General features: G+C 44.3%; 17 protein-coding genes. 9 read left to right on the top strand and 8 right to left on the bottom strand.

Features of this window, described 5'->3' with window-relative positions; all coding sequences use genetic code 11:
* Positions 1 to 217: 217 nt before the first annotated feature.
* Complete coding sequence (locus H6F42_RS13285; RefSeq protein ID WP_190399852.1) at positions 218 to 1,444, bottom strand: DUF1565 domain-containing protein; 1,227 nt, start codon at positions 1,442 to 1,444, stop codon at positions 218 to 220.
* A 251-nt stretch (positions 1,445 to 1,695) separates the two neighbouring features.
* Here H6F42_RS13285 and H6F42_RS13280 point away from each other — a divergent pair, with 251 nt between their 5' ends.
* The gene (locus H6F42_RS13280) at positions 1,696 to 2,004 is read left to right on the top strand and encodes a DUF5340 family protein (RefSeq protein WP_190399851.1); all 309 of its coding nucleotides are present in this window, start codon (positions 1,696 to 1,698) and stop codon (positions 2,002 to 2,004) included.
* Between the two features lie 198 nt (positions 2,005 to 2,202).
* The gene (locus tag H6F42_RS13275) at positions 2,203 to 3,642 is read left to right on the top strand and encodes a carotenoid oxygenase family protein (protein ID WP_190399850.1); all 1,440 of its coding nucleotides are present in this window, start codon (positions 2,203 to 2,205) and stop codon (positions 3,640 to 3,642) included.
* Positions 3,643 to 3,694: 52 nt separating this feature from the next.
* Here H6F42_RS13275 and H6F42_RS13270 read toward each other — a convergent pair whose 3' ends face one another.
* Complete coding sequence (locus H6F42_RS13270) at positions 3,695 to 4,099, bottom strand: DUF1824 family protein (RefSeq protein WP_190399849.1); 405 nt, start codon at positions 4,097 to 4,099, stop codon at positions 3,695 to 3,697.
* A gap of 59 nt (positions 4,100 to 4,158) precedes the next feature.
* Here H6F42_RS13270 and H6F42_RS13265 point away from each other — a divergent pair, with 59 nt between their 5' ends.
* The 3 genes from H6F42_RS13265 (at position 4,159) to grxD (ending at position 6,601) form a co-directional block, all read left to right on the top strand.
* Positions 4,159 to 4,770, top strand: a complete 612-nt coding sequence (locus tag H6F42_RS13265; RefSeq protein WP_190399848.1) for a DUF3318 domain-containing protein — start codon at positions 4,159 to 4,161, stop codon at positions 4,768 to 4,770.
* Positions 4,771 to 5,076: 306 nt separating this feature from the next.
* Positions 5,077 to 6,099, top strand: a complete 1,023-nt coding sequence (locus H6F42_RS13260) for a late competence development ComFB family protein (protein ID WP_190399847.1) — start codon at positions 5,077 to 5,079, stop codon at positions 6,097 to 6,099.
* A 175-nt stretch (positions 6,100 to 6,274) separates the two neighbouring features.
* Complete coding sequence (gene grxD, locus H6F42_RS13255; protein ID WP_190399846.1) at positions 6,275 to 6,601, top strand: Grx4 family monothiol glutaredoxin; 327 nt, start codon at positions 6,275 to 6,277, stop codon at positions 6,599 to 6,601.
* Positions 6,602 to 6,677: 76 nt separating this feature from the next.
* Here grxD and H6F42_RS13250 read toward each other — a convergent pair whose 3' ends face one another.
* The 3 genes from H6F42_RS13250 to purN all read right to left on the bottom strand — a co-directional run bounded on the left by H6F42_RS13250 (position 6,678) and on the right by purN (position 10,262).
* Positions 6,678 to 7,964 carry an MFS transporter gene (locus tag H6F42_RS13250; protein WP_190399845.1) on the bottom strand — a complete coding sequence of 429 codons (1,287 nt, stop codon included), beginning with the start codon at positions 7,962 to 7,964 and terminating at the stop codon, positions 6,678 to 6,680.
* 126 nt (positions 7,965 to 8,090) lie between these two features.
* Entirely contained in the window at positions 8,091 to 9,335 is a 1,245-nt protein-coding gene (locus H6F42_RS13245) for an FtsW/RodA/SpoVE family cell cycle protein (RefSeq protein WP_190399844.1), read from the bottom strand.
* 303 nt (positions 9,336 to 9,638) lie between these two features.
* Positions 9,639 to 10,262: a phosphoribosylglycinamide formyltransferase gene (purN, locus tag H6F42_RS13240; protein WP_347272308.1), complete on the bottom strand. Its 624-nt coding sequence runs from the start codon at positions 10,260 to 10,262 to the stop codon at positions 9,639 to 9,641.
* Positions 10,263 to 10,368: 106 nt separating this feature from the next.
* Here purN and dusA point away from each other — a divergent pair, with 106 nt between their 5' ends.
* Together dusA and H6F42_RS13230 are read left to right on the top strand one after the other, a co-directional pair.
* Entirely contained in the window at positions 10,369 to 11,403 is a 1,035-nt protein-coding gene (gene dusA / locus H6F42_RS13235) for a tRNA dihydrouridine(20/20a) synthase DusA (RefSeq protein ID WP_190399842.1), read from the top strand.
* A 7-nt stretch (positions 11,404 to 11,410) separates the two neighbouring features.
* Positions 11,411 to 13,228, top strand: a complete 1,818-nt coding sequence (locus tag H6F42_RS13230) for an ABC transporter ATP-binding protein (RefSeq protein WP_190399841.1) — start codon at positions 11,411 to 11,413, stop codon at positions 13,226 to 13,228.
* A gap of 29 nt (positions 13,229 to 13,257) precedes the next feature.
* Here H6F42_RS13230 and H6F42_RS13225 read toward each other — a convergent pair whose 3' ends face one another.
* Positions 13,258 to 18,339: an AAA family ATPase gene (locus tag H6F42_RS13225; RefSeq protein WP_190399840.1), complete on the bottom strand. Its 5,082-nt coding sequence runs from the start codon at positions 18,337 to 18,339 to the stop codon at positions 13,258 to 13,260.
* A gap of 232 nt (positions 18,340 to 18,571) precedes the next feature.
* Here H6F42_RS13225 and H6F42_RS13220 point away from each other — a divergent pair, with 232 nt between their 5' ends.
* On the top strand, positions 18,572 to 19,063 hold the full coding sequence (locus H6F42_RS13220) for a DUF4079 domain-containing protein (RefSeq protein WP_190399839.1): 492 nt from the start codon (positions 18,572 to 18,574) through the stop codon (positions 19,061 to 19,063).
* A 138-nt stretch (positions 19,064 to 19,201) separates the two neighbouring features.
* Positions 19,202 to 21,688 (top strand): hypothetical protein, encoded by a 2,487-nt coding sequence (locus H6F42_RS13215; protein WP_190399838.1) that lies wholly within the window; start codon positions 19,202 to 19,204, stop codon positions 21,686 to 21,688.
* A gap of 44 nt (positions 21,689 to 21,732) precedes the next feature.
* Here the strand turns inward: H6F42_RS13215 and H6F42_RS13210 are convergent, their stop codons facing one another.
* Positions 21,733 to 22,470, bottom strand: a complete 738-nt coding sequence (locus H6F42_RS13210) for a TPM domain-containing protein (protein WP_190399837.1) — start codon at positions 22,468 to 22,470, stop codon at positions 21,733 to 21,735.
* Between the two features lie 48 nt (positions 22,471 to 22,518).
* On the bottom strand, positions 22,519 to 22,772 hold a 254-nt coding region (locus H6F42_RS21755; RefSeq protein ID WP_206755007.1), incomplete at its 5' end, for a hypothetical protein.

Below are 22,772 nucleotides of genomic sequence, written 5' to 3'. Positions count from 1 at the left end.
GTTTCTTAAAGCTTTCAAACTATTCTTTTGTCTAGGTTCTTCGCGCTTTTCCTTTCAGTTTAGGTCGGCTTGCTTTCGCTTCGCCTCCCTTCAGCGCTTTACTAACTTAGCAACCTTACATTGCTTTGTCAATAGGTTTTGTAGTTTTGTTTTGAAAAGTTGATCGACATTGAATTCAAAGCGTTGCTGGGCAAGCATTTTGCGAATTGACTTTTATCTAACGCTTAGGTAAGGGGGTTACTGGTTTAACGGGAGATAGTTTTGTTGCTGGCTGAGTATTTACTTTTTGGGATGTTGGGTTTGTTGTTGAAGTTGGTTTGGTCTGGGTTTGTGGCTTGCTATTGGGCTTTGGAGTAGTTTTAGATGGCTCAATGGGGATAACGGGTTCGGGGGTGACGGGTGCTATTAGGGGAGATTTGGGTACGACTAATTCGATCGCTCCTTGAGTGCGTTTTGGGTCGGCTTGGTTACCGATCGCAATGAGTTTTACGCCTGAGGCATTGTTGATATCGAATTGTTTGTTGTTTTGAAAAATATTTTGTCCAAGATTTGCTGTTGTACCGAGATCGACTGTGGGCTGACCTTTACGATCTTTAAGCACAACTAGTCCATTTTCTAGGTTGTTGGCAATGAGGTTGCTGCGAAAGGTAGGTGTGGATAGGTTAGAGACAACAATGCCACCGCGATTGTTAATAATGCGATTGGATTGGACTAAAACTTGAGATTTTTGCCCGATCGCTAAGCCAAAGCCTGTGTTGTAAAAAGTATTGCCTTGAATTTGACCCGAGCTTGTACCTAAAACAGAAATACCGTTTGCGCCATTTTGGATAAAGATGTTGCTAAGAATGTTAGCGGTGGTCGTACCTGTGAGAAAAACACCGTCATGGGTGGACTTAGTAAAGGTGTTATTAGCAATAGTGACATTTTGGGCTGATTCGACCCAAAGAGCGTAACCTCTAGGATTGGAGTTAGTGAGGGTAATACCTTCGATGATTGCGCCATCTGCGGCAAGGAGGGCAATATTTTGACGGGCAAAGGTAGGGCTAATGAATCGTCCACCACCTGAGATGATGATGTCTTTGCCTTGGTTAAGGGTATTACCTCTAAGAGTGACACCTGCGGGAATTTTGAGAGGAAATTGTTCGCCTGTTTCTGCGGTGTAGTTACCAGCAGATAGCTGAATAATAGTACCTTTGGCGGGTTTCTTTTGGAGAGCGGCGGTAAGCGATCGCAGAGGTTGAGCAGCCGTACCAAGATTAGTATCTAAGCCATTTGGGGCAACGAAAATAATATTACTGGTTTGCGAAATTAAGGTGGGTGTGGGGGAACCAGTATTAGCGGGAGTAAGAGTTTGAGCGATCGCGCTGGTGTTGGAAGTGAGAATTTGTGGTGCGCCAAAGGCAAAGATGAGTGTTAGTCCCAGAGATGTCCGTAAGAATGACATAAAGTTATCCTCTACAATTGTTTTTAGGTATTGAGTCTTGGTGTTGTGCTTGACGCGAAGCAATCTAGATAGTTTCTTGACAGTACTTCTAATAGGGTCACCCCCATAGCTTCCCAAATATAGCAGTCCTAAATCATTTGTAGATTTTAGGGTTTGTGCAAACTCAGCCTAAAGGGTTACATTTCCACCAACCCTTTAGGATTGATATATAGCTAAGTTTAAATTTTGGTTTTGCATTGATCGAGGTATCTGTGAGTTCACTTCCTGTTCCATCTCATATTCATTACGAGCTTTTACTTCAGTTATTGGAACGTCAGACTTTGCCAGCGTTACATAACGAGATGAAGCAACCCCATCTTGGTTCTAAGCTCAATGTATCGAGAGAGCATCTTCAGGCAGCAATTATTAATTTACGCAAGGCTTTTGCTTTACAAAAACAGGTGGAGGATATGTGCGAGTATCACGGCATTGAGGTTTCCTATCGCTGGTCTTTGACTGAGACAGAGCAAGAAATGGGGCGATCGCTTAAGGATATTTCTAGTCCACCTCCAAATTCCTAAGCATTTTTATAAATACCAATATTCATACTCCCTTCCCACCCAAGGATTAGGGGTGAGGCGCAAAGCGCCTCACCCCTAATCCTTGGGTGGGAAGGGAGTACAGTGTGGCTTAGCCCCCCCCTATATGAACATCGATCATAATTGTGACGAAATTGTTACAATAGATAGAAAGCTATTTGTAGTTATTTGTAAAGATTTATGGTTCAGGCTGTCTCGGCTACTTTTTCGCGCTCGGATTGGCAAAAGGGGTATGAGTCTCTGCGTACTGAGCAAGCTTATTGGATTGATGAGATCGAGGGGAATATACCTTTAGAGCTTGAAGGAACTTTGTTTCGTAACGGGCCAGGGCAGCTTGATGTTAATGGACAGAAATATGGGCATCCCTTTGATGGAGATGGCATGATCTGCGCGATCGCCTTTAAGGATGGCAAGGCACATTTTACGAATCAGTTTGTGAAAACCCCCGAATTTTTGGCGGAGCAGAAAGCAGGGAAAATCTTATATCGGGGGGTATTTGGGACACAGAGAAAGGGAGGCTGGCTGAGTAATATTTTTGATCTAAAGAATAAGAATGTTGCTAATACGAATGTGGTTTATCAGGGCGGCAAGCTATTAGCTCTCTGGGAGGCAGCCCAACCCTATGCGCTTAATCCTAAAAATTTGGATACTCTAGGGTTAGAAAATTTTGATGGCAAGTTAGAAACAGGAAAAGTTTTTACAGCGCACCCACGCAAGGACGATCGCACGGGAGATCTGTGGGGCTTTGGGGTGCAGCCTGGTCCTAAATCGACGATTTCGATCTATCAGGTAACCCCTGACGGTGAGCTATTTACGGAATCATCGGTACAGGTATCGGGATTTTGCTTCTTGCATGATTTTGCCTATACGCAAAATTATCGGATTTTTATGCAAAATCCTGTGTCTTTTAAGCCTTTGCCTTTTATTTTGGGTTTGGCAACGGCAGGAGAATGCATTGAACTAAAGCCAAATACAGCGAGTCAGTTTTTGATTATCGATCGCCAAGGTAATTTGCAGACTTTAGAGACAGACCCTTGTTTTGTATTCCATCATTGCAATGCCTTTGAACGAGGTGATGAAATTATTGTGGATTCAGTTTGCTATCCTGACTATCCCAAATTAGAGCCAAATACGGATTTTCGGGAAATTGATTTTGATAAGGTGATTGCGGGTCAGCTATGGCGATTTACGATTAATCCTAAGCTTGGCACGGTAAAGCGGGAGTTAATCTTAGAAAGATCCTGTGAGTTTCCTGTGGTACATCCCCGTTGTATGGGGCAGGAATATCGTTATACCTACATTGGCGCGATCGCTCAGGAATCGGGTAACGCACCTTTGCAGGCGATCGCTAAAGTCGATATGCAAACGGGTAAGCAAGAGTTTCATAGTTTTGCGCCACGCGGCTTTATTAGTGAGCCGATTTTTGTCCCCCGCGATCGCAGTGCGAGTGCGGAGGATGATGGATGGGTATTGACTTTAATTTTTGATGCCGAACATAACCGTTCTGATCTGGTAATCCTTGATGCTCAGAATATTTCTGCTAAACCTGTGGCAACTTTGCATTTAAAGCATCATGTGCCTTATGGGTTGCATGGCACTTTTACACGAGAAGTTTTTTAAGAAAAAAACAAGAAGAGAATGGCGGCGCAATGCGCCGCCATTCTCTTCACAGCTATAAAAAAAGGTCTAACGGAAAATGCCCGTGAGTACCGCTATAACCGTCGGTAAAGTCGGTGTGCAACGAAAGCAACACCCCACGATAATTACCTTTGTAATTATCAGAATGGTAGCGACGGCTGCGAGGATTATATTTTAGATAAATACCATCCGCGATCGCAGGAAGATCAGCTTCGGGCAGTTCATAGCGAAAATGCGTGGCATAACTTTGTAAAGCTTGCATGGCTTCTTGAGTGGTATCAGCACAGATCCCAAAGATGTGATAATCAGCCTGTTTAGTCAAAAAATCTAGGGCTTCGCAAATTTGCGATCGACGCTCTAAAGTTGCGGCTTCGGCATCTAGGTCACTTAGTTCCCAAAGAACACGCTCAGCATCGGCGATGGTTAAATTATTGCTCATGGGTTGCGAAATATTTGCGAAGTAAAGTTGCAAAGTAACAGAGGAAGCTCAATTCTATTATGAACATCAACGAAGAAATTGCCCGCCTACGAGATTTGCTACCCGCCTCTTGGCGGATGTATACGGCGATCAAGTCTAAACCTGAGCAACCTGAACTAATTTCGAGTTTAGCAATTTTGCCTTGGCAAAAAGGCGCACAAATAAATATTAATTTTCGACTATGGCGACAACTACCCGAATCCCATAGAGATATGTTGCTACTCCATGAGATTAGTTGGCGACAAAAAACAAAATGGCTACAAACAGGCGCTTATCAAGGAATTGCGGCGGCGGCTGCCATAGGAGGAATTGTGGAAGCGGTGCAGGGAGATGTGACGGGCATCGCGATCGCCTTTTTATTAGGAACAATTGGGATCAATCAAATCTTACGCACTAATAAAAGCTCGCAAGTACAGGTACTAGCCGATAATGAGGCGATCGAAATCGCTCAAAAACGAGGTTATACAGAAGTCGAGGCAGCCAGAGCAATGCTAGATGCAATTCCTGCGGCTGCGAAACTAGCAGGACGTAATACGCCAGAATTTACAGAATTAATTCGTTGTCAAAATTTAAGGGCGATCGCGGGATTATCCAAAACCACAATTCCTGACGACACCATCAATGATGTCTAGCCACTTTTTTTTGTGGCTGGGCAGTCCCGTAACGACTTTCTTGAGTTTTTTCTACCCACTCACGAAAGTGTTGGCACACTTTCGTGAGTGGGTAGAAATGTAAGTTTTGCTTAGAACATAAAACCCAAAAAGCGAGTTGCGGCGCTTCGCGCCGCAACTCGCTTTTTGGGTTATTTTAAGAAGAATTGCGGATAGCTTAACGTTAAGCTATATGGCAAATTATTTTTATGTTAGATTTAGAGCTTTACTAGATTAGAGTAAGCTGACATATCAGCAGATCTACTCCCCAACAGCAAAGGGCGGCATATGAGCAGTTGTAGAAATGCGCTAGAAGAACTAGTCATTGAAGAAGCAGAGTCCCAATATAAACGACTGGGTACTGATGTCAAAAAGCGGGTCGATCTCAGTGAAGTGATCGCCTATACCCTCAATCGTCTACCACCAATGTATGCCACAACTCAGCGTGGGTGGGTTCAACAACGCAAAAAAGCCGAGCAAGAGTTAGGAAAAGCGATCGCCAAAACTGTGCGTAATGGCTTTTTGAGTACTCAAAGTGATGTTTTAAGACAGCAAGATCCCATTCCTGCCCATGAACTCATTAGCCAAGCGCGATCGCTAGCTAAACTACGCAAATTATTTAACAAAGATTATCTGAAGTGGAAAGATGTCCCTGAAATCGTCAGAGATGCCTTGGACTCAGGGTACTACGCTAGCCTTGGTAATGGCTCCTATGTCAGCCTAGACCGACGTAACTCTCTGTTAGCAAGGAGCTATGCCGTGCGGAGACGAGTCAACACTTCGATCCTATCGAATGTCGATAAAGTACCTAAAAGCGAAAAAGAAATTTCTGCGGAAATTAAAGACTTTGAGTCCTATATGTCAGGCACAGGATATCGCTATAGCAATATTCTCGAAACTCTGGTAGAGGCGATCGTGGTTCGTCGAGTCCAACGCTTAGACGAAGTTATTCAACAAAAGATCAGTAGTGACGATGTTTCTGCCTACGTTTTAAATCGGTTGCCCCCCATGTACGCCACGAGTCGGCGTGGGCTACAGAATTTACGTCAAAGAGTTAAATCTGACATGACGAATCAAATTATTAATCTCGTCAAAGAAGCTTTAGCTAAAGTAATTCAGGCTCCCGAACGAGCTTTGTCACCGCTACCTTTTGAGAAATTCAATCTAGAGCTAGAAGATACCTTGGTGCAGTTGCGAGAGCTATTAGGACGCGATGACATTACTTGGCGGAATGTCGCGGAATTAGTTGAGGAATGTCTCAGAGCGCCTAAGTCTAACTATCCAAATTGGCGAGCTAAGCATGATGTCTAAATATTATGAGGCTGCGCTTCGCGTCGCCTCATAATATTTGGTTTTGCCATAAAGCTCGAAAAGTGAGATTTCAAGAAAATAGGACAAAAAAGAAGAGTCGCAAAGCGACTCTTCTTTTTTCTTGGTTGCTATAGTAAGTAACAATAGTCAATTAACATGCAGACAATTTATCACTATGCTTAGCCCCATTTTGGAAACCAAGATCAAGAGCCAAATTCAAGACAATAAGATCATGCTCTACATCAAAGGCACACCCCAACAGCCTATGTGCGGATTTTCCGCCGCAGTTGTGCAAGTTTTTAATTCTTTGGGACAGCCCTACGACTCTGCCAATATTCTGGAAGATAATGACTTGCGCCAAGGAATGAAAGAGTTTTCTAGCTGGCCAACTTTTCCCCAAATTTATATTGATGGTGAGTTTGTGGGCGGTTGTGACATTGTCATGGAACTAAATAATCGGGGTGAATTAGCTCAGATGGTGCAAGAGGCGATCGCTAAATAAAAATAAAAAAATGGCAAAGCCATTTTTTATTTTTCAACTTAATAAACCAAAAAGGGCGCTTAGCGCCCTTTTTGGTTTATAGGACTTTTTGCAATGCTTTTTTAGTGCGATTCCATGCCCACATCCCAAGGGCAAGGACGATCAAACTCAAAACAATTAAAACCAGCTGAAAGCCACCCTGCTTACCAAAGGCACTGGTGGAAAGATCAAGGGCGATCGCTGCTAGGGCTAGGGGCAAACTTGCCGCAATATTTTCGCCATTATTTAACAAGCCAAAAACTTTGCCGCGCATATTTTCGGGCGTATATTTTTGAATCGCAGTTTGCATCGGAATTGCCACTAAAGCCCCATGTAAACCAATAAATCCCCCTACTGCTAAACCCACCCATAGATTAGAAACAAAGGCAAACATAAATAGCCCGATCGCCATGCCAATAAACCCGATAAAGGGCAAAGGTTGATGGGCAAAGCGATCGCCAAACTGTCCCAAGATAAATGCCCCAATCGCTAAGCCAACGCCCACGGAAGCCACAAAAAACCCAAAATCATCGCGATTATTGGTCACCACCTCCGCCAAATTTAGCGATAGTTTTTGCATTGTCCCCAAAACTGCATAAAGAAGCGTTAATTGAATCATCGCTCCACCAATCAAATGATGGTGATGCACATATTTAAAAGCATCCTTCAAATCTGACCAAATACCCACCCCTTCTTTTTTCGGCTCAATCACCTCATTACTAGGCAAAATAAACAAAACTAATCCTGACAAAATATATAAAGAGCCAAGCAAAACTTCGCGACTGTATTCTCTAGCGTTCGGGAAAACTTGCATTGTCCATGTGAGTAATGGCGAGCCGATCGCAAACCCCACAATCAAAGAACCCACCATCGTGATCGTAAATAGGGCATTAGCAGGTAGAAGATCCGATTCAGGGACAATCAAGGGAATGGCGGACTGTTCGGCAGGAGCAAAAAAGTTAGTAAGCGTAGAAATAATAAAGGTGATGATCAGCAGCACCATCAGCGAGTTGGGCAGAAAAGGAATCACAAAAATACACCCTCCCCGTAAAAAATTGCACAAAATCATCACCTCGCGCTTCGGATGCCAATCCACAAAAATTCCCGCGATCGAACCGAGGAAAACCGCAGGCAAAGTCATGGCAATCATGATCAATGACTCACGGGTATTTACGGGGACGGGGTAATCTTTGTAATCACTAGAAACAGCGATCGCAATCAGCAAAATCAGCACAATTTTATCGACCAGTTGCGAGAGGATTTGCGCGATCCATAGTGCTAAAAATTGGCGATTACGCAAAACTGTCAAATAGCCAGCAGGGGAGTTTAAATCGGGTTGAGACATCAATTAAAGTGGCTAAAAAAGTAGCATTCAGAAAAACATTGTATAGCGATACGAAAGGCGGCGCTTCGCGCCGCAACTCGCTGCTTGGATTTTGAAATGCGCCCCGAAGGAACACACTCTCACAAATTATTTAGATGGGAAAAATTGCCTCCTTGAAGCCCCTAATTTTTCCTGGCGTTTAGAATTTAGATCAGGGCGATCGCCTTTTCCTCGGGCAAAAGGAATCACATCCGCCGTTGACATCTCTCTGGCTGAGCGAATTAACAAGCCCGCAATAAACAAACAAGATAGGGTTGAGCTACCACCATAACTGAGAAATGGGAAAGGCAAGCCCGTAGTTGGCAATACACCCGTTGCCACACCCACATTTAAAAGTGCTTGCACCACAATTAAAGACGTGCAACCAAGAGCAATTAAGCGAATCACAGGATCTTTACATTTGTAAGTAACGGATAGCCCAATCGTGCCGTAGATCATTACCAAAGCTAATAGGCAAATACCGCCAAACAGTCCAAATTCTTCCGCAAAAATTGCAAAAATAAAGTCCGTATATTGAATTGGCAAAAATAACTTTTGTTGCGATAGTCCAAATCCAGTCCCCCATAGACCGCCCGAACCGATCGCCATCAAACTTTGCGTCAACTGATAGCCATCACCCGCTTGATCTTGCCAAGGATCAAGAAAGGACATAATCCGTCGTCTTTGGTATTCCCGAAACGTCACACTCGCGATCGCTACACAAGTACCTAAAGCCGCCGTGCCAAATAGTTGGAAACTCGGCAAACCTGCTCCTAGCGCAATTAACCACAGCGTAATCCCACAAAGAGCCGTTACGCTCAAACTTGGCTGCATCAAGATTCCGCCCAACACCAGCAAAAAAACCACCAGCCAAAAGGTGCGAGTTTTCCAATGGGTGCGATTCCAATTGCCAAAAAGCTGAGCTGCTTGCAAAATCAAAAAAGGCTTAATTAACTCCGATGGCTGGAGTAAAAATGAACTCGATCCCACCGATAGCCAACGGGTGGCGGCGTTACGAGTAGTCCCTAAACCCGGGATATGAGTCGCATAAAGCAGGGCAAGAATTATAAATAAGAAGATCGGGCTGATTTTGAGCATGAACTTTAAAGGTAAATGCACAATGCCATTAAAAAGCAGTAGCCCGATCGCCGCCCAAGCTAATTGATATTTGAAATAAAGCGCTCCGTCTTTAAAAGCCAGATCCGCAACGGGGTAGGATGCCGAAAAAAGTACTGCTAATCCTGCAAATAGCCATAAAAAAGTCAGCCATCGCAAAAGACGAGCTTCGGTAGCCCATTTATCTACGGTGCGATCGAAAAAGGGGAAGGCTTGAAAAATTTGGAGGAGTTTCACGGCATCGGGGGGGACTTATATAGTTAAAAGCAAGGCAATATTTCGTGATGCTATTTTAACCACGATTTTTCGCGATCGCTGAAAACAAAAAATTATGGCTCAATAGTAATTCGGGAAGGTTTCATTTGTCCAAGTCATTTGTTTGTGCTTGTAATGAGCTTATAAATATTATATCTCTCTAGCTAGTTTCAAATTTGGCTCAAGACTTTACGGATAGATGATTCTAATGTTTAAAGAAGTGGAATTAAAGATTCTTTGATTTTTTCTAAATGACGTTACGTGGAAGGTTCCACGTAACGTCATTTATTGAGGGGGATTTAGGGTTGGGAGATATTCGGCGATCGCTTGAGGATAGATGATATGTTCTTGAATTTGAATGCGTTTTTGGAGATCTTCGAGACTGTCTTCAGGAAGAATGGGAACCGCAGCTTGCTGAATAATTTTACCGCTATCGACTTCGAGACTCAACAGATGGACAGTACAGCCCGTAATTTTTACGCCATAGTTAAAGGCTTGCTCGATCGCATGGATACCTTTAAAACTAGGTAACAAACTAGGATGAATATTTAGAATCCGTTCGGGAAAAGCATCAATGAGAACCTGAGTCACAATTCGCATCCAGCCTGCCATAATCACCAAATCGATCCCATGTTGTTGAAGAATTTGAATAATCGCAAGGTCTAGCTCTTTTCGGGTTTTGTAGTTGCGATGATTGACTAGAATTGCAGGGATGCCAAATCTTTCGGCACGCTGACGTACCAAGGCTTCAGGCTCGTTATAGATCATCACCGCGATTTCCGCAGCTATTTGTCCATTCTCAATGGCTTGCGCGATCGCCTCCAAATTGCTGCCACTGCCCGAAGCCAGTACGGCGAGCTTTTTAACTCTATTTACCGAATCGGCAGGGGCTGAATTTGGGGACAAAATCTCTGGCGCACTCACGAATCTTCAAAGCCTCTAAACACAAAATGCAGACACAAGTTTACTATAGAGAGGTGGTATGCGTACTACTTCTCTATAATCCCATTTTGCCATGACTAGCCTTTTGGAACTGTCTCTTTCCCATCGGTCAACTCGCCATCCCACCTATCCCCTCAGCATTGCGCCGATGATGGATCGCACTGATCGCCATTATCGTTATTTCATGCGCCAAATTACGCGGCGGACGCTGCTTTATACGGAAATGGTGACTAGTGCGGCGATTAAGCATGGCGACAAAGATTATCTATTAGGATTTTCACCACAGGAAAAGCCCCTAGCTCTACAAGTGGGCGGCGACAATCCGCAAGACCTCGCTGAATGTGCGCGGATTGCTGAAGCGATGGGTTATGACGAAATTAATTTGAATGTGGGTTGTCCTAGCGATCGCGTCCAGAGTGGCAATTTTGGCGCTTGCTTAATGAAAACTCCCGAACTGGTGGCGCAATGTATTGAGGCGATGATTGCGGCTACGCAGATTCCTGTATCGGTGAAACATCGCATTGGCGTAGATGATTTAGATAGTTACGAAGATATGCACAATTTCGTGAAGATTCTATCGGAAGTGGGTTGTCAACGCTTCTCTGTCCATGCGCGAAAGGCTTGGCTACAGGGGCTAAGCCCTAAAGATAATCGCGAAGTTCCACCCCTGCGCTATGGCGATGTGCATCGCTTAAAGAGCGAATTCCCTCATTTGTTCATTGAAATTAATGGAGGTTTTACGACCCTAGAGCAAGCTCAAGAACAATTAGATCATGTCGATGGGGTGATGATCGGACGCGCCGCCTACGACAATCCCTATTTATTTGCCCAGAGCGATCGCCTGTTCTTTGGTGATTTTATGGGCGAACCATCGCCTATGCGCGATCGCCTTGAAGTCGCCGCCGCCATGATTCCCTATATCGAAACATGGACAGCGCGAGGCTTGAAATTGCATAAAATTACGAGACATATGCTGCAATTATTTCATGGTCAGGCGGGTAGCCGACTGTGGAAGCGAATTCTCACCGACAAGTCCTGCATTGCTGGGGCTGGTGCAGAAGTAATTCGCGAAGCAATCAATGCTGTTGTTTCTGTATCTAACTCATGACTACCTTATGACAGCAAATTTCTGGGACATCGTAAATTATTTTCGTCGCTATCGCAAAATGGCGATCTGGAGCATTATTGGTTCTAGTGCTTTTGAAATTATTGACCTCACCGTTCCCTACGCCGTGGGTCAAATTCTGAATATATTGTCTGGGCGATCGCTTGATCCTGAGATCAATAGCTTGGTTGTTGCCGTAGCTAGTATGTTTGGGCAATCGATTAGTGGGATGACATCGCTCATTATTTTATTAGCCTTAATTTTTGTGGTGACGGTCATCCGTGCGCCGATCCAAGTCTTAATTGCTAATAACTTCCATTGGGAAATTGCGCTCAAAACTCGCCGCGATCAGACGCGCAAGGCGATCGCCAAAATCCTCTCCTTACCCATCGAGTTTTACGATGAGAATAATGCGGGTCGGATTGCGGGCAGGGTATCACGGGGTTTAGCCAATCATATGTGGTCATATCCTGAGATTGCGGGACAATTAATTCCTAAGACGGTGCGAATTCTCGGTATCTTTCTGGTTATCGGCGCGATCGCTTGGTGGATTGCCGCCTTCTTTTTAGTGTCATTTATTGTGGTGCTGCTGGGAAGTTTGCAAAAGCTCAAAAGTCTTTCAGACACTGAGGAACGGCTCGATATTTATCAAGAGAATACGGAAAGTCGTACTTCCGAAATCATTACCAATATCAAAACCGTGAAGGCTTTTGCGAATGAAGCTAAGGAATATAAGCGCCAAAGCGAACGCCTTGAACGCGAAGCCAAAATTTCGCTATGGGGAATTCACATTGGCTATGTCAAGTTGGGAATGGTGCGCGACACCATCTTGGAAGCTTGCCAATTTGTCGTCTTCGGTGCAGCTTTATTTGCTACCTTCGGTGGCAAAATGTCCATTGGGCATTTCATCACGATTACCACCTTAGCGAGTATGGCTTATTCTGAAATTAAGCCAATTTGTTTGCTGGCGGAGGTGTTTGCCCGTCGATATTCATCGATGCTGCGGTTCCATGAGTTCATGAAGCAATCTAAGGGACAAGATGCGGCAATCTCTCTCCACCCAGACGCTTCCTATCCTGAATATCAATTTACGGGCAAAGTCGAATTCCGTAATCTCAATTTTGGCTATGACCGCGATCGCCCAGTTCTCGAAAAGATTACTTTTACGATCGCCCCCTATGAAACCGTTGCCTTAGTAGGGCGTTCTGGTTCGGGCAAATCAACTTTAGTTAAGTTACTATTTCGTTATTTTGAACCAACTAGCGGCAGCATCTTCATTGATGGTCAAAGCATTACGGAATTGGACATTACGGGCTATCGCAAGCGTTTAGCGATCGTGCATCAGGAAGTCGATATTTTTAATGGAACTCTAATGGATAATCTGGTCTATGGAAATCCTCACGCGACTTTTGCCGAAGTCCAAGAAGCCTGTGCGATCGCCAGTGTTGATGATTTTCTGCATTTGTTACCCAAGGGCTATAACACTGTTGTGGGAGAACGGGGTGTGCGGCTCTCAGGTGGTCAGCGTCAGCGCTTAGGTATTGCCAGAGCTTTGCTAGTCAATCCTGATATTTTGGTATTTGATGAGGCGACCTCTAGCCTTGATTATGAATCAGAGCGATCGATTCAATTAGCGATGCGACGGATTCAAGGCACGCGCACCACCATCGTGATTGCCCATCGCCTCAGCACTGTCCGCGAAGCCGATAAAATCGTGGTTTTAGATCAAGGTGAAATTGTCGAAGTTGGTTCCCATCAACAACTTCTCGATCAAGGCGGAATCTATCACCGTTTACATTCTCTCCAAGAATCAGGAGAATTGTTATAAATAATGGCGGCGCAGAGCGCCGCCATTATTTATGGTTTGCAAATTTGTTTCTGCTCTGGTTTAACTGTTGGGGTATACAGCAGGTAATTTTCCAACAAATTACATCCTCTCTCTACTAATTCATTAAAAGTCAAAGTCTCCGCATTCCATACCTTGAGCGTATTATCGCGACTCGCCGAAATCAGGACTTTTCCGTTGGGGCTATAGGTCACCGAGTTTACTTCCGCAGTATGACCAGAGAGGGTTTTCACGGTTTCACCAGTAGCAAGATCGATGATTTTAATCTTTTTGTCCGCCGTTGCCGTGGCGATCGCTTTGCCATCGGGACTAAAGTTCAGCCCATAAATCCAAGAGCCATCTTCACTAGAAATCTCTTTTTCCAGAATGCCAGTTTGAGCATTCCATAACTTCAGCTTGCCATCTTTGCCTGCCGAGCCAATGAGCTTGCCATCACGACTATAGGCGATCGCTAAGCCACCATTAACATGGGCGGATTCCATTGTCATCACATTTTGACCATTATTGACATTCCATACTTTCACCGTTTGATCGTTGCTGGTTGAGGCAATAAAGCGATTGTCGGGACTAAAGGAAATTCCCCATACCTCTTTGGTATGTCCTTCTAAAACCTGTAATAGCTTAGGACTATTGGTATCGTCCCATTGCCAGAGCTTGATTTTATTGTCATTGCCAAGGGTCGCAAGGATCTTTTGATCAGGGCTGAAGGTTGCATAGATCAGTTCTGCACCATGAATATTCAATAAGTTCAGTAATTTACCCGTTTCAGCGTCCCAAACTCTGACAGTTTTGTCCGTACTAGAGGAAACTAACTTCTTGCCATCGGGGCTGTAGCTAACTCCATAGACAATTCCTTCGTGACCTAAGAGTTCTTGCTTTAAAGTTCCATCAGTGTTCCAAATGCGAACTGTTTTATCGACACTACCCGAAGCAAATACCTGTCCATCGGGACGAAAACTCACTGACCACACCGTATCCGTATGTCCATAGACGGTATCGATTAAAGTGGTTTTGAGATCCCATAGCCTGACCGTGCGATCTTTGCTTGCGGAGATCAAATAACGACCATCAGGACTAAAGGAAACATCAAAAACACCGCCCGTATGACCACCCAATTTCATTTCAATAGTTCCGTCTAAATTGAGAACTTGGATCGAATTATCTTGAGAGCCAAAGGCAATATGGCGACCATCGGAGCTAAAGTTTAAGCTCAAAACATCGGTAGGATTGCCTTTGTAAGGTTTGTCCAGTTCAATGCGCCACGTACTTGTTGGTAGCTCTACGATTTTCCAAAGTTTTACCGTATCGTCTCCCCCTGACGAGGCGATCATTTTACCGCTAGGATGAAAGCTCACGCTGAGAATGCGATTGTCATGGGCGATCGTGTCTGCGACTAAATTACCATCTAAATCCCAGATCGAAATTACCGTATTTTTAGCAATTACAATCCATTTGCCATCAGGACTGAAGCTAACATCTTGGATGGGATCGCTTACTTGTTTCGCCAGCTTTATAGACTGAGGTTTGATGGAGTTGTCCGTAGAGTTAACATTACGGCTTTGGGGATTAAATGTTCTAATCTCGATACCGCGATCGCTATCCCAGAGTTTAACAGATCCATCGAAACTGCCTGTAAGCAGCAATTTACCGTTAGGATGAAAACTCACTTTCGAGATATCCATACTGTGGGCATAAAACTTACCCATTAACTTGCCAGATTGAACATCCCAAATCCTGACATTTTTTCCTTTACCCACTGAGGCAAGCTTTTTGCCATCGGGACTAAAGCTCAGACTCCGCACATATTTGACTTTATAACCAACCAAGCGCGAAATCGGTTTACCATTCCTTTGAAATAGATAGACCCCACCATCATAACTACCAAAGGCAAGGGTATTTCCGTCAGGACTAAATTTAGCTACATAAAATGGAGAATCTAACTTTTCGGGATTAAAGCGATAGCGTTCCCTCATATTGTAGATAATATCTTGGAGCGCATTAAAAGTTAGTTTGGTAATTCTGGTTTTATCTTCCCCTGCATCGATCGCATTTAATTTCTTCGCAGATTGAATGGCGGTAGTCAGGGCTTCAAGATGACGATTGAGCAGAAAACTCGATTGGGCGGAAGAAATTAACGCTTCAATTTCGCCAGATTCCGCCAGATGTCTTTGGCGATTGGCTTGAAAGGCTAAACCTGCCATTACAAATAGAGCTACCACTGTCCCTACGAGGGCGATTTTAGTAAGGCGATTGAGATTGGCTTGGCTACGTTGAGCTGACGAACGAACTTTGGTTAGCTCCTCTAATAAGCCTGCCTCTTGGTTGGCTCGAATAAATGGCACGAGGTAATCATGCACCAACTGATAGCGCTTACTAGGAAATTCAGGTAATTGGAATACCAGCCCTGAGCCAATGAGAATTTCTAAGACTAAATCTAATTCCTCGGTGTTGCTAGAGTAGGGCAAAATCCCTGTGCGTAATTCCATGTAAGTTTTTAAGGGACGCTTGCCCTGCTCATCGGTCAGCAATAGCATGACCTGTTGAGCCACAAACGCCGCATTACCGCAGGCTTGAATTACTTCTTCTACCGATCGCTCCACGAGGCGTTGCTTTCGCCCCGCAAGGTTATACTCGGCGAGGGTAGTAATATTGCTGTCCTGTAGTTGCGAACCGACAAGTTGTAACTCAATGGGACGTACCGAACCGCGATCGCCTGCTAAGTCGCGCACTAATTCGTTAATCAATGGCTCTTCAAGGGAGAAGTTGGCATGTTCGGTGAGATTTTCGATCAAAGTCTTGGCATCACTGGGAGACAGATTACCGATCGCATAACGGAAATTACGACTGAGGATATCAACTTCCGCTTGATTTGCTTCCAGATCCAGCAGTAAATGGAGATAGTCTTCCCGAATCGAGACGACTAATTTTAGAGATGGAATTTTGAGGCAGCTTTGCCAAAAATTAATGAAGACAGTTCTTTCTTGAGCCTGTGTAAATGTAAAAAAGAATTCCTCAAATTGATCGAAAATCAGCACAATATGCACGCCAAGGGAAGCTAATTGCCGAAATTTATGGAGGAGAATGATGGGATCGCCTTTGCGGAGTTCACTAAAGCCATTATTGTGAGAACCATTACTAGAGCCATTACTAGAATTATTACTAGAACCATTGTTCAAAGCCGACAAAGAGGCTAAAGCGCTGATTGAGCGAGGATGATCGGCATCATTTGTCGTGTAATCCTGCAATTCTGAAGCGATCGCCTTAATCCAGTCCGTGTAAATGTGAATTTTAATTGGAAGTAACTCTAGCCCCGTAAGCGATCGCTGCAACAATGCAGGAATCAGCCCCGCATTCACAAGGGAGCTTTTGCCCACTCCTGATTCTCCGTGAATGACCGTGAGTTGATGTTCGCTAGCCAGAATCCTTTCTAGGAGTTGGGCAACATCCTGCGATCGTCCTGAGGCAGTAATTTCACTAGCGTTAACATCAAATTTACTAGCATCCAATTCCGTAATATTGGCATTGGGCGAAAATTGCTTAGGCTGAAGCGAACCCGCACCGATAAAGGCTCTTAATCCATATTGCTGCTCTAGCGATCGCTGGTGCTGTCTGGTCGTAAAGGCTTGCAGATAGCGCCCTTGGGCAAAGGCAATCTCATGGAAAGTATCAAGTAAGCGAATATAGAGCTTTGGAGAATAGTTGAGATTAAAAGTCTCAAGGGTTGATTCAATCAGTTTAGAAGCTGTCGTTAAGTCTTGGAGTTGCACATGGCTCTGAGTCATCAATAGCTGACATTGCGCGGATTGAATCTCACTTAGGCGCAACCAATTATGGGCAAGATTTTCATCATCAAACTTAGGAACTACCTCCAATTGAGTCAACGCCTTACGGCAATATTCTTGTACCAGTATCCATTCACGATGCTCAATGGCAATTTTGGCTAGATATCCATAATCTTGAGCTAGTTCAAGGGGCATCTCTTGATGCAAAGGCAACAGAGAATTAATCCATGATTCCAGTTCATCCCATTCCCGTAGCATCTCCAAAACACCGCTATAGGCTCGGCTGTATTTAGCCATGAGATCCTGTCGATTAGCTTCTTGAAAAGCCGCGATCGCCGCCTGAAAAAATTGCTTCGCTTTGCGCCAACAGGCGGGAGCCTGCCGCGTATTCTCAAAGGATTTATGCCACCACAGATTGCCCTTATAAAATAAAATTACCCCGCACTCCACGAGCCGATTGGTTTGTTCCCAATAGGCAAGGCTGCATTGATAATAAATCTGGGAGACGCTATGTACCTCACCATTGGATTCTTCATATACTTCATTGGTGGCAGCTTCCGTCGATCGCCACATCAAGCGCCCAAGGACAAAGTCCAATTTGGCATTTAATTCTGGTGAAGGGGATTCTTGACTGTTTTGATCGAGATACTTTGCTAGCCCCAGTTCTTGCCTAGCTAATTCCAGTTCATTATAGGAAAAGGATTCGCGCTCCGCATCAATTTGGGTATCTTGCCAAAATAGGGGGATGTGTGGATTGGTGGCAATGGCAAATAAGCGATCGACTTGCTGAGAGACTTCGCGAGTTAACTCAATCGGCGATAACCCAAACTTGATGGGTGGAGCGGCGAGGTTGGCTAACTCTGGAGCCGTAATCAAAAATTGTCGTAATTCCTCATCATTTAGCCACAGCACAAGGGGGCAGTTAAGTTGCCGCTTCAGGCGATCGCGAAATAAATTAGCATCTATAAATAAATTAGCTAAATTCTTAGCCCTAGCTTGCTCCATTCCCAAGCACATCAGCGCAGGAATATGTTCTAGCGAACCCTCGGGGTCATCTTGCCAGAAGTGTTGTAATTTCTCATATAGCGATTCGTGGGATTCACGCCACCACACTTCTCGATAGAGTAACCCTGTCTTGGCTGTTAGAGAAGAGAGAATCTTTTGTCTGAGGCTGCGATAGTTGCAGTTAACGATAATCAGCGCAAAGTTTCCTCGAAACAGACCGATTGCCCTAGCTAAAATCTCTAGAGCTTTCTCATTGAGGAACTGTATGTCTGGGAATTGTCTGATCGACTTTTCGATCTGACTCACTGGCTTTAGCTAATCGCAAAGGCGATCATGTAATCTACATTGACATATTACTACATACTCTCTTTCTACGAACAATTAGGGGTACGCGGCGAAGCCGCGTACCCCTAATTGTTCGTAGAAAAGAAATGAAATAGCATCGTACTAACTTGCTACAATTATTAAAAATTGTAAAGTTTTTTTGTAAATCTTTCCAACTCTTTCCAACGCATTCTTAAAACCTCGTCTCAAATTTATGACAGAATTTGCCACTAAGCTAGCTGAGTCACTTCAGCCCATTTCCGAACAGTTCAAGTCTCTCAATATCCCTGAACCCGTAACTCACTGGGGACATCCTTTTTTTATGGCGATCGTTATTTTTGCGATGGGATCGTTTGTCGCGATTTCAGGATGGCGGGGGCGAACCGCGACAGATAACGAAGTTGCGGTCAAAAACAAAGCCGATCATCGCAAAGTTGCCCCTTTGATGACAGTATTTCTTGCCACGGGCTATACGGGCGGATTGCTATCCCTGATTATGCAAGGTAAGCCACTCCTCGAAAGCCCCCACTTCATCACAGGTTCGGTGGTACTCACCCTTTTAGCGATCAATGGGGCAATTTCTCTCACTGGCTTTGGTGGGAATAAGCCCTTTCTGCGTAATGCCCATGCCTATTTAGGTAGTGCGATCGTATTGCTTTTAGTTATTCACGCGGCTCTTGGCTTGAAGTTAGGAATTTCCATTTAAGACCAAAGCAAAAAAATTTTAAAAGTGTTGCAAAGCAACACTTTTAAAATTTTTTTGGTAGCTCCCTTCTGGTTGCTATACAAACCTAGATGGGTTAGTATTTGCGATGACTAAGCACACTTAAACCGCGATGCCGCTATGGAAAACTGGGAGTTTTTGCTACAACGCAAAGGTGATAAGTCCTGGTTGCCCTTAGAATCTCCAACTGTCGAGATTTTGGAGGGACAGTACAGACTCGCTGCACGATCCGACGCGGCTAATGAGCTAGTGGGAATTGCGATCGGCTATCAGCCCCTCGCAGAAGTGCGCCATCAACCTTTACAACAAAAACTCGCTAAGCGGATCAGCCAAGATGGATTGCTGATCGTAATGCCCTATACCAATTTTGCCCCCGGTCTATGGCAAGTAGATTGTTTTACGGCTCCCCTAGAAAAAGAAGAAGAAGTCGAAAAAGAAGCTGTCCGATGGAAAAAAACGGTTAAATTTGATGTTATCCAAATTTCGGCTGATGCGGGTGGTGAGTGGCAATATAGCGATCTTGAAGAAACTGATTTAGAAAGTCTCACGGAAATTCCCAATGATTTTCATACCAATGCTCTGGGGATTGAGCAAACAGAACCAGCACCCCTTGTTTACAGTTCGCCAATTCTGGAAATTGCAGAGCAAAGATCAACGGAACTTGTGCAATCCATGTTTGATGAATTTGCTCTGTTTGATGATGATGACCAAACAGAAGAGAATGAAGATGGAGAAGTAGCTGCAAATAGCGAAAGTGAGACTAATCTTGAAAATTTAGTCTCTACGGAAGCGGAAAAACCTGATTCAGAGACAAATGCGCCGCTTCAGCCGAGAATTTTACTCCGTTTACAGCAACCTCAATACATTATCGAGGCAGACAATAGCTTTAATCTCATTGGTGAAGCTTATACAAAGGGCGAAATTGAAGTCAGCCTGAAAAATCCCCAAACCCTTGAAGTGGTGGTGAATAGTAGCCATGCAGTTACTAACTTAGGCGATCGCAATGCCTCAACGGGAGCTATTCCCTTTAGCTACAAAATTCAAGTGCCGCCGCCATCGGAAATCCAAGTTTTAATCGGTGATGTGCAAATTCATCCTCACCAAGATTTTCAGCAGTATGGCGATTTATTCATCACCCAACAAGCGATCGCGGTTTCCTATCCTGCATCGCGCGTTCTACCACAATTAATCAAAGAAGCTCAACAGTCCCAACTGTCTCAACAGGATCATGCTGATAGAACTGCAACTTCTGGGCAAAGTGGCTATCCAGATGTGGTTCCAGAATCGCCACCCCTTCGCAAATCACCTAGTTATCCACAGAATTCCCAAAGTTTTCCACAGGCTGAAAGACCAACGGTAACTCCATCGACAAAATCGAAGCCAGCTAATGCCCTAAGTCTGCCGCCTTTGCCTTCAAACAAGCCCAAAAGCGCAGAGAATAAGCCTTTGGAGCCACAACGCCTTGAAGTTTCCTTATCCCTGCCTCCTTTACCACCGCTTCATCAAAAGCCATCAAATCCATCAATTACAGAAGTTGATTCAGATAGTTTTCCACAGGCGGCGATCAATGATTTATCCTCATTTGATGGCGATCCTGCTTTTGCTGATTGGGCGGGAGATTTGGATGCTTCTTCCGAAGTGAGGAATACCGATCGCCCTAATTTAGTTCCTAATAAAGAGGAACCCGAATTAACCTATAGCTTTGAAGAGGAACTGCCTCAAAACTACGAGGAATTGCTAGAACAACCTCTTCAAGAAGCAAATAAGAACCCTAGTAGTTCCTTGCCGACTTTTAACCAAACTCTTAATCCGCCGCAGACTCGCAATAATCGATTTCTCAATAAATTACAGACGCTCTCGGCTGAGGCGATCGCTGCCCAAAAAGCTAATCAGCGAACTGAGGAACTCCAACTCGACCAAGTGCCATCTAGTGAGCCGTTAATGACTACGGACTCGCTGACGAATTCATTTACGGGAATATCCATCGATCTAGATCGTCTCGATCAACCACCACTGACAATCGCGGAAGCCAATAGCCTTGCAGAATTAGATATAGAGTTAGATGCTGAGCTAGATCGGCTGCTTATTCCTGAACCCGATCTAATTTTGAATGAATATGTTTGGGAAGAGACGGTTGATCCTAATACTTTTCCTGTGAGAACAGTTAATAATTCTGCGGCGGAGACCTTATCGGAAACGGCGCAAACTATCCGTAATCTCCAAGAATCTTCGCCACAGCCGTTATCCGAGCAAGAAGCTGTGCCTATTCCTGAAATCATTGTTCCGAATGGCGAAATCATTTCAGGCACGCCGATGGCGATAACAGTGCGTTTACCTGCGATCGCGCCCAAGTTTTTTGTAAAATTCTGGATTAAAGACCTACAGACGCGAATGATTGTGGATGGACCCCGTTGGTTATTGGACTTTGTGACGGTTCCCGATACGGCTTATATAGAGACGCGGACGAATATTTCCATTCCTTTAAGTAGTATTGATGTTGCCTTTGAGGCGATCGCGATCGAAGCCCAAACTCAAAGAGAAAGCCACAAGGTGAGGATTGTTCGTGCGGTTGCGCCTCCAAATTTGGCACAGGATAACTATGAATAATCCCCATAAAGATTAATGGCGGCGCGATGCGCCGCCATTAATCTTTATGGTTTGCCTTGTAACCAGTAGTAGGTAGCCATTGGTAGCAATGTTGCCAAAATCAACAACAAAATGACAACGAGATTAGAAGAACTCGCCTCCGTTTCTTCCTTGGTGGCATAGTTGCTAGTCTCTGACTCTTCCACGGCAAGGAGAGGCGCTCCTGGATCGGGATTTCCTTTCAATACGGCTTCCAAACGCGACATTCCTTCATTGACCGCTTGGTTATAGTTTGCCTTTCTGGCAGGATAGAGCATAGTTTCATCAGCAATGCTCATAGCAATGTTTGCGGGTAAAACTGCTTTTACTTTGGAGCCAGTCTCAATAGCAGTACGGTGATCTTCGGTCGCGAGAAATAGGAGAACTTGATTGGCTTTGTCTTCTTCGGTTGGGAACCATTTGTCAAATAGTTCGGCGGTAAATTCTGCGACTGGCTGCCCTAAATCAATCCGCCGAATTGCTACTACATGGACATCTATTCCCGTAGCTTCTGCTAGTTTTTCGGCTTTGTTGGCGACCGTGCTTTTAGTTAAGGCACTGAGTACTTCCGAATCATCAATTACCCAAGTTTGATCGGTGATGGTTTTAAGCTCGGCAAGATCGGGAATGTCGGATACCTGCAAAGCCCACGCATCAACTGTGAATAAATGAAAGCTAATCAATAAGGCGATCGCACCAAAGCTAAATTGATAGCAAAATTTTTTGATGGATTGCGATAAACGATGGAATGAATATATAAACACGGCTTATCAACCTAATTATTAAAATTGCAATTTTTATATAAATTTAGCCTAAATTGCACCCCATAGACGAATCATTAACAGAATAAGCAGGGCTTTGCCCTGCTTATTCTGTTTACAGCAATTACCGATGAAACGAACCACAAGATATTTTTTGAAAGTGTTGCTTCGCAACACTTTCAAAAAATATCTTGGTTTGGGTTTGAGCGTAAAGCGCTTTAATATAGCTGTTGCCATTCTTGTTAAGACACAAAACCAGAAGCGAGTTGCGGCGCGAAGCGCCGCAACTCGCTTCTGGTTTTGTG

It is taken from the genome of Pseudanabaena sp. FACHB-1998, assembly GCF_014696355.1.
GTDB lineage: Bacteria > Cyanobacteriota > Cyanobacteriia > Pseudanabaenales > Pseudanabaenaceae > Pseudanabaena.
Note: the sequence above shows the minus strand (reverse complement) of the source record. Positions and strands in the feature narration are given on the sequence as shown.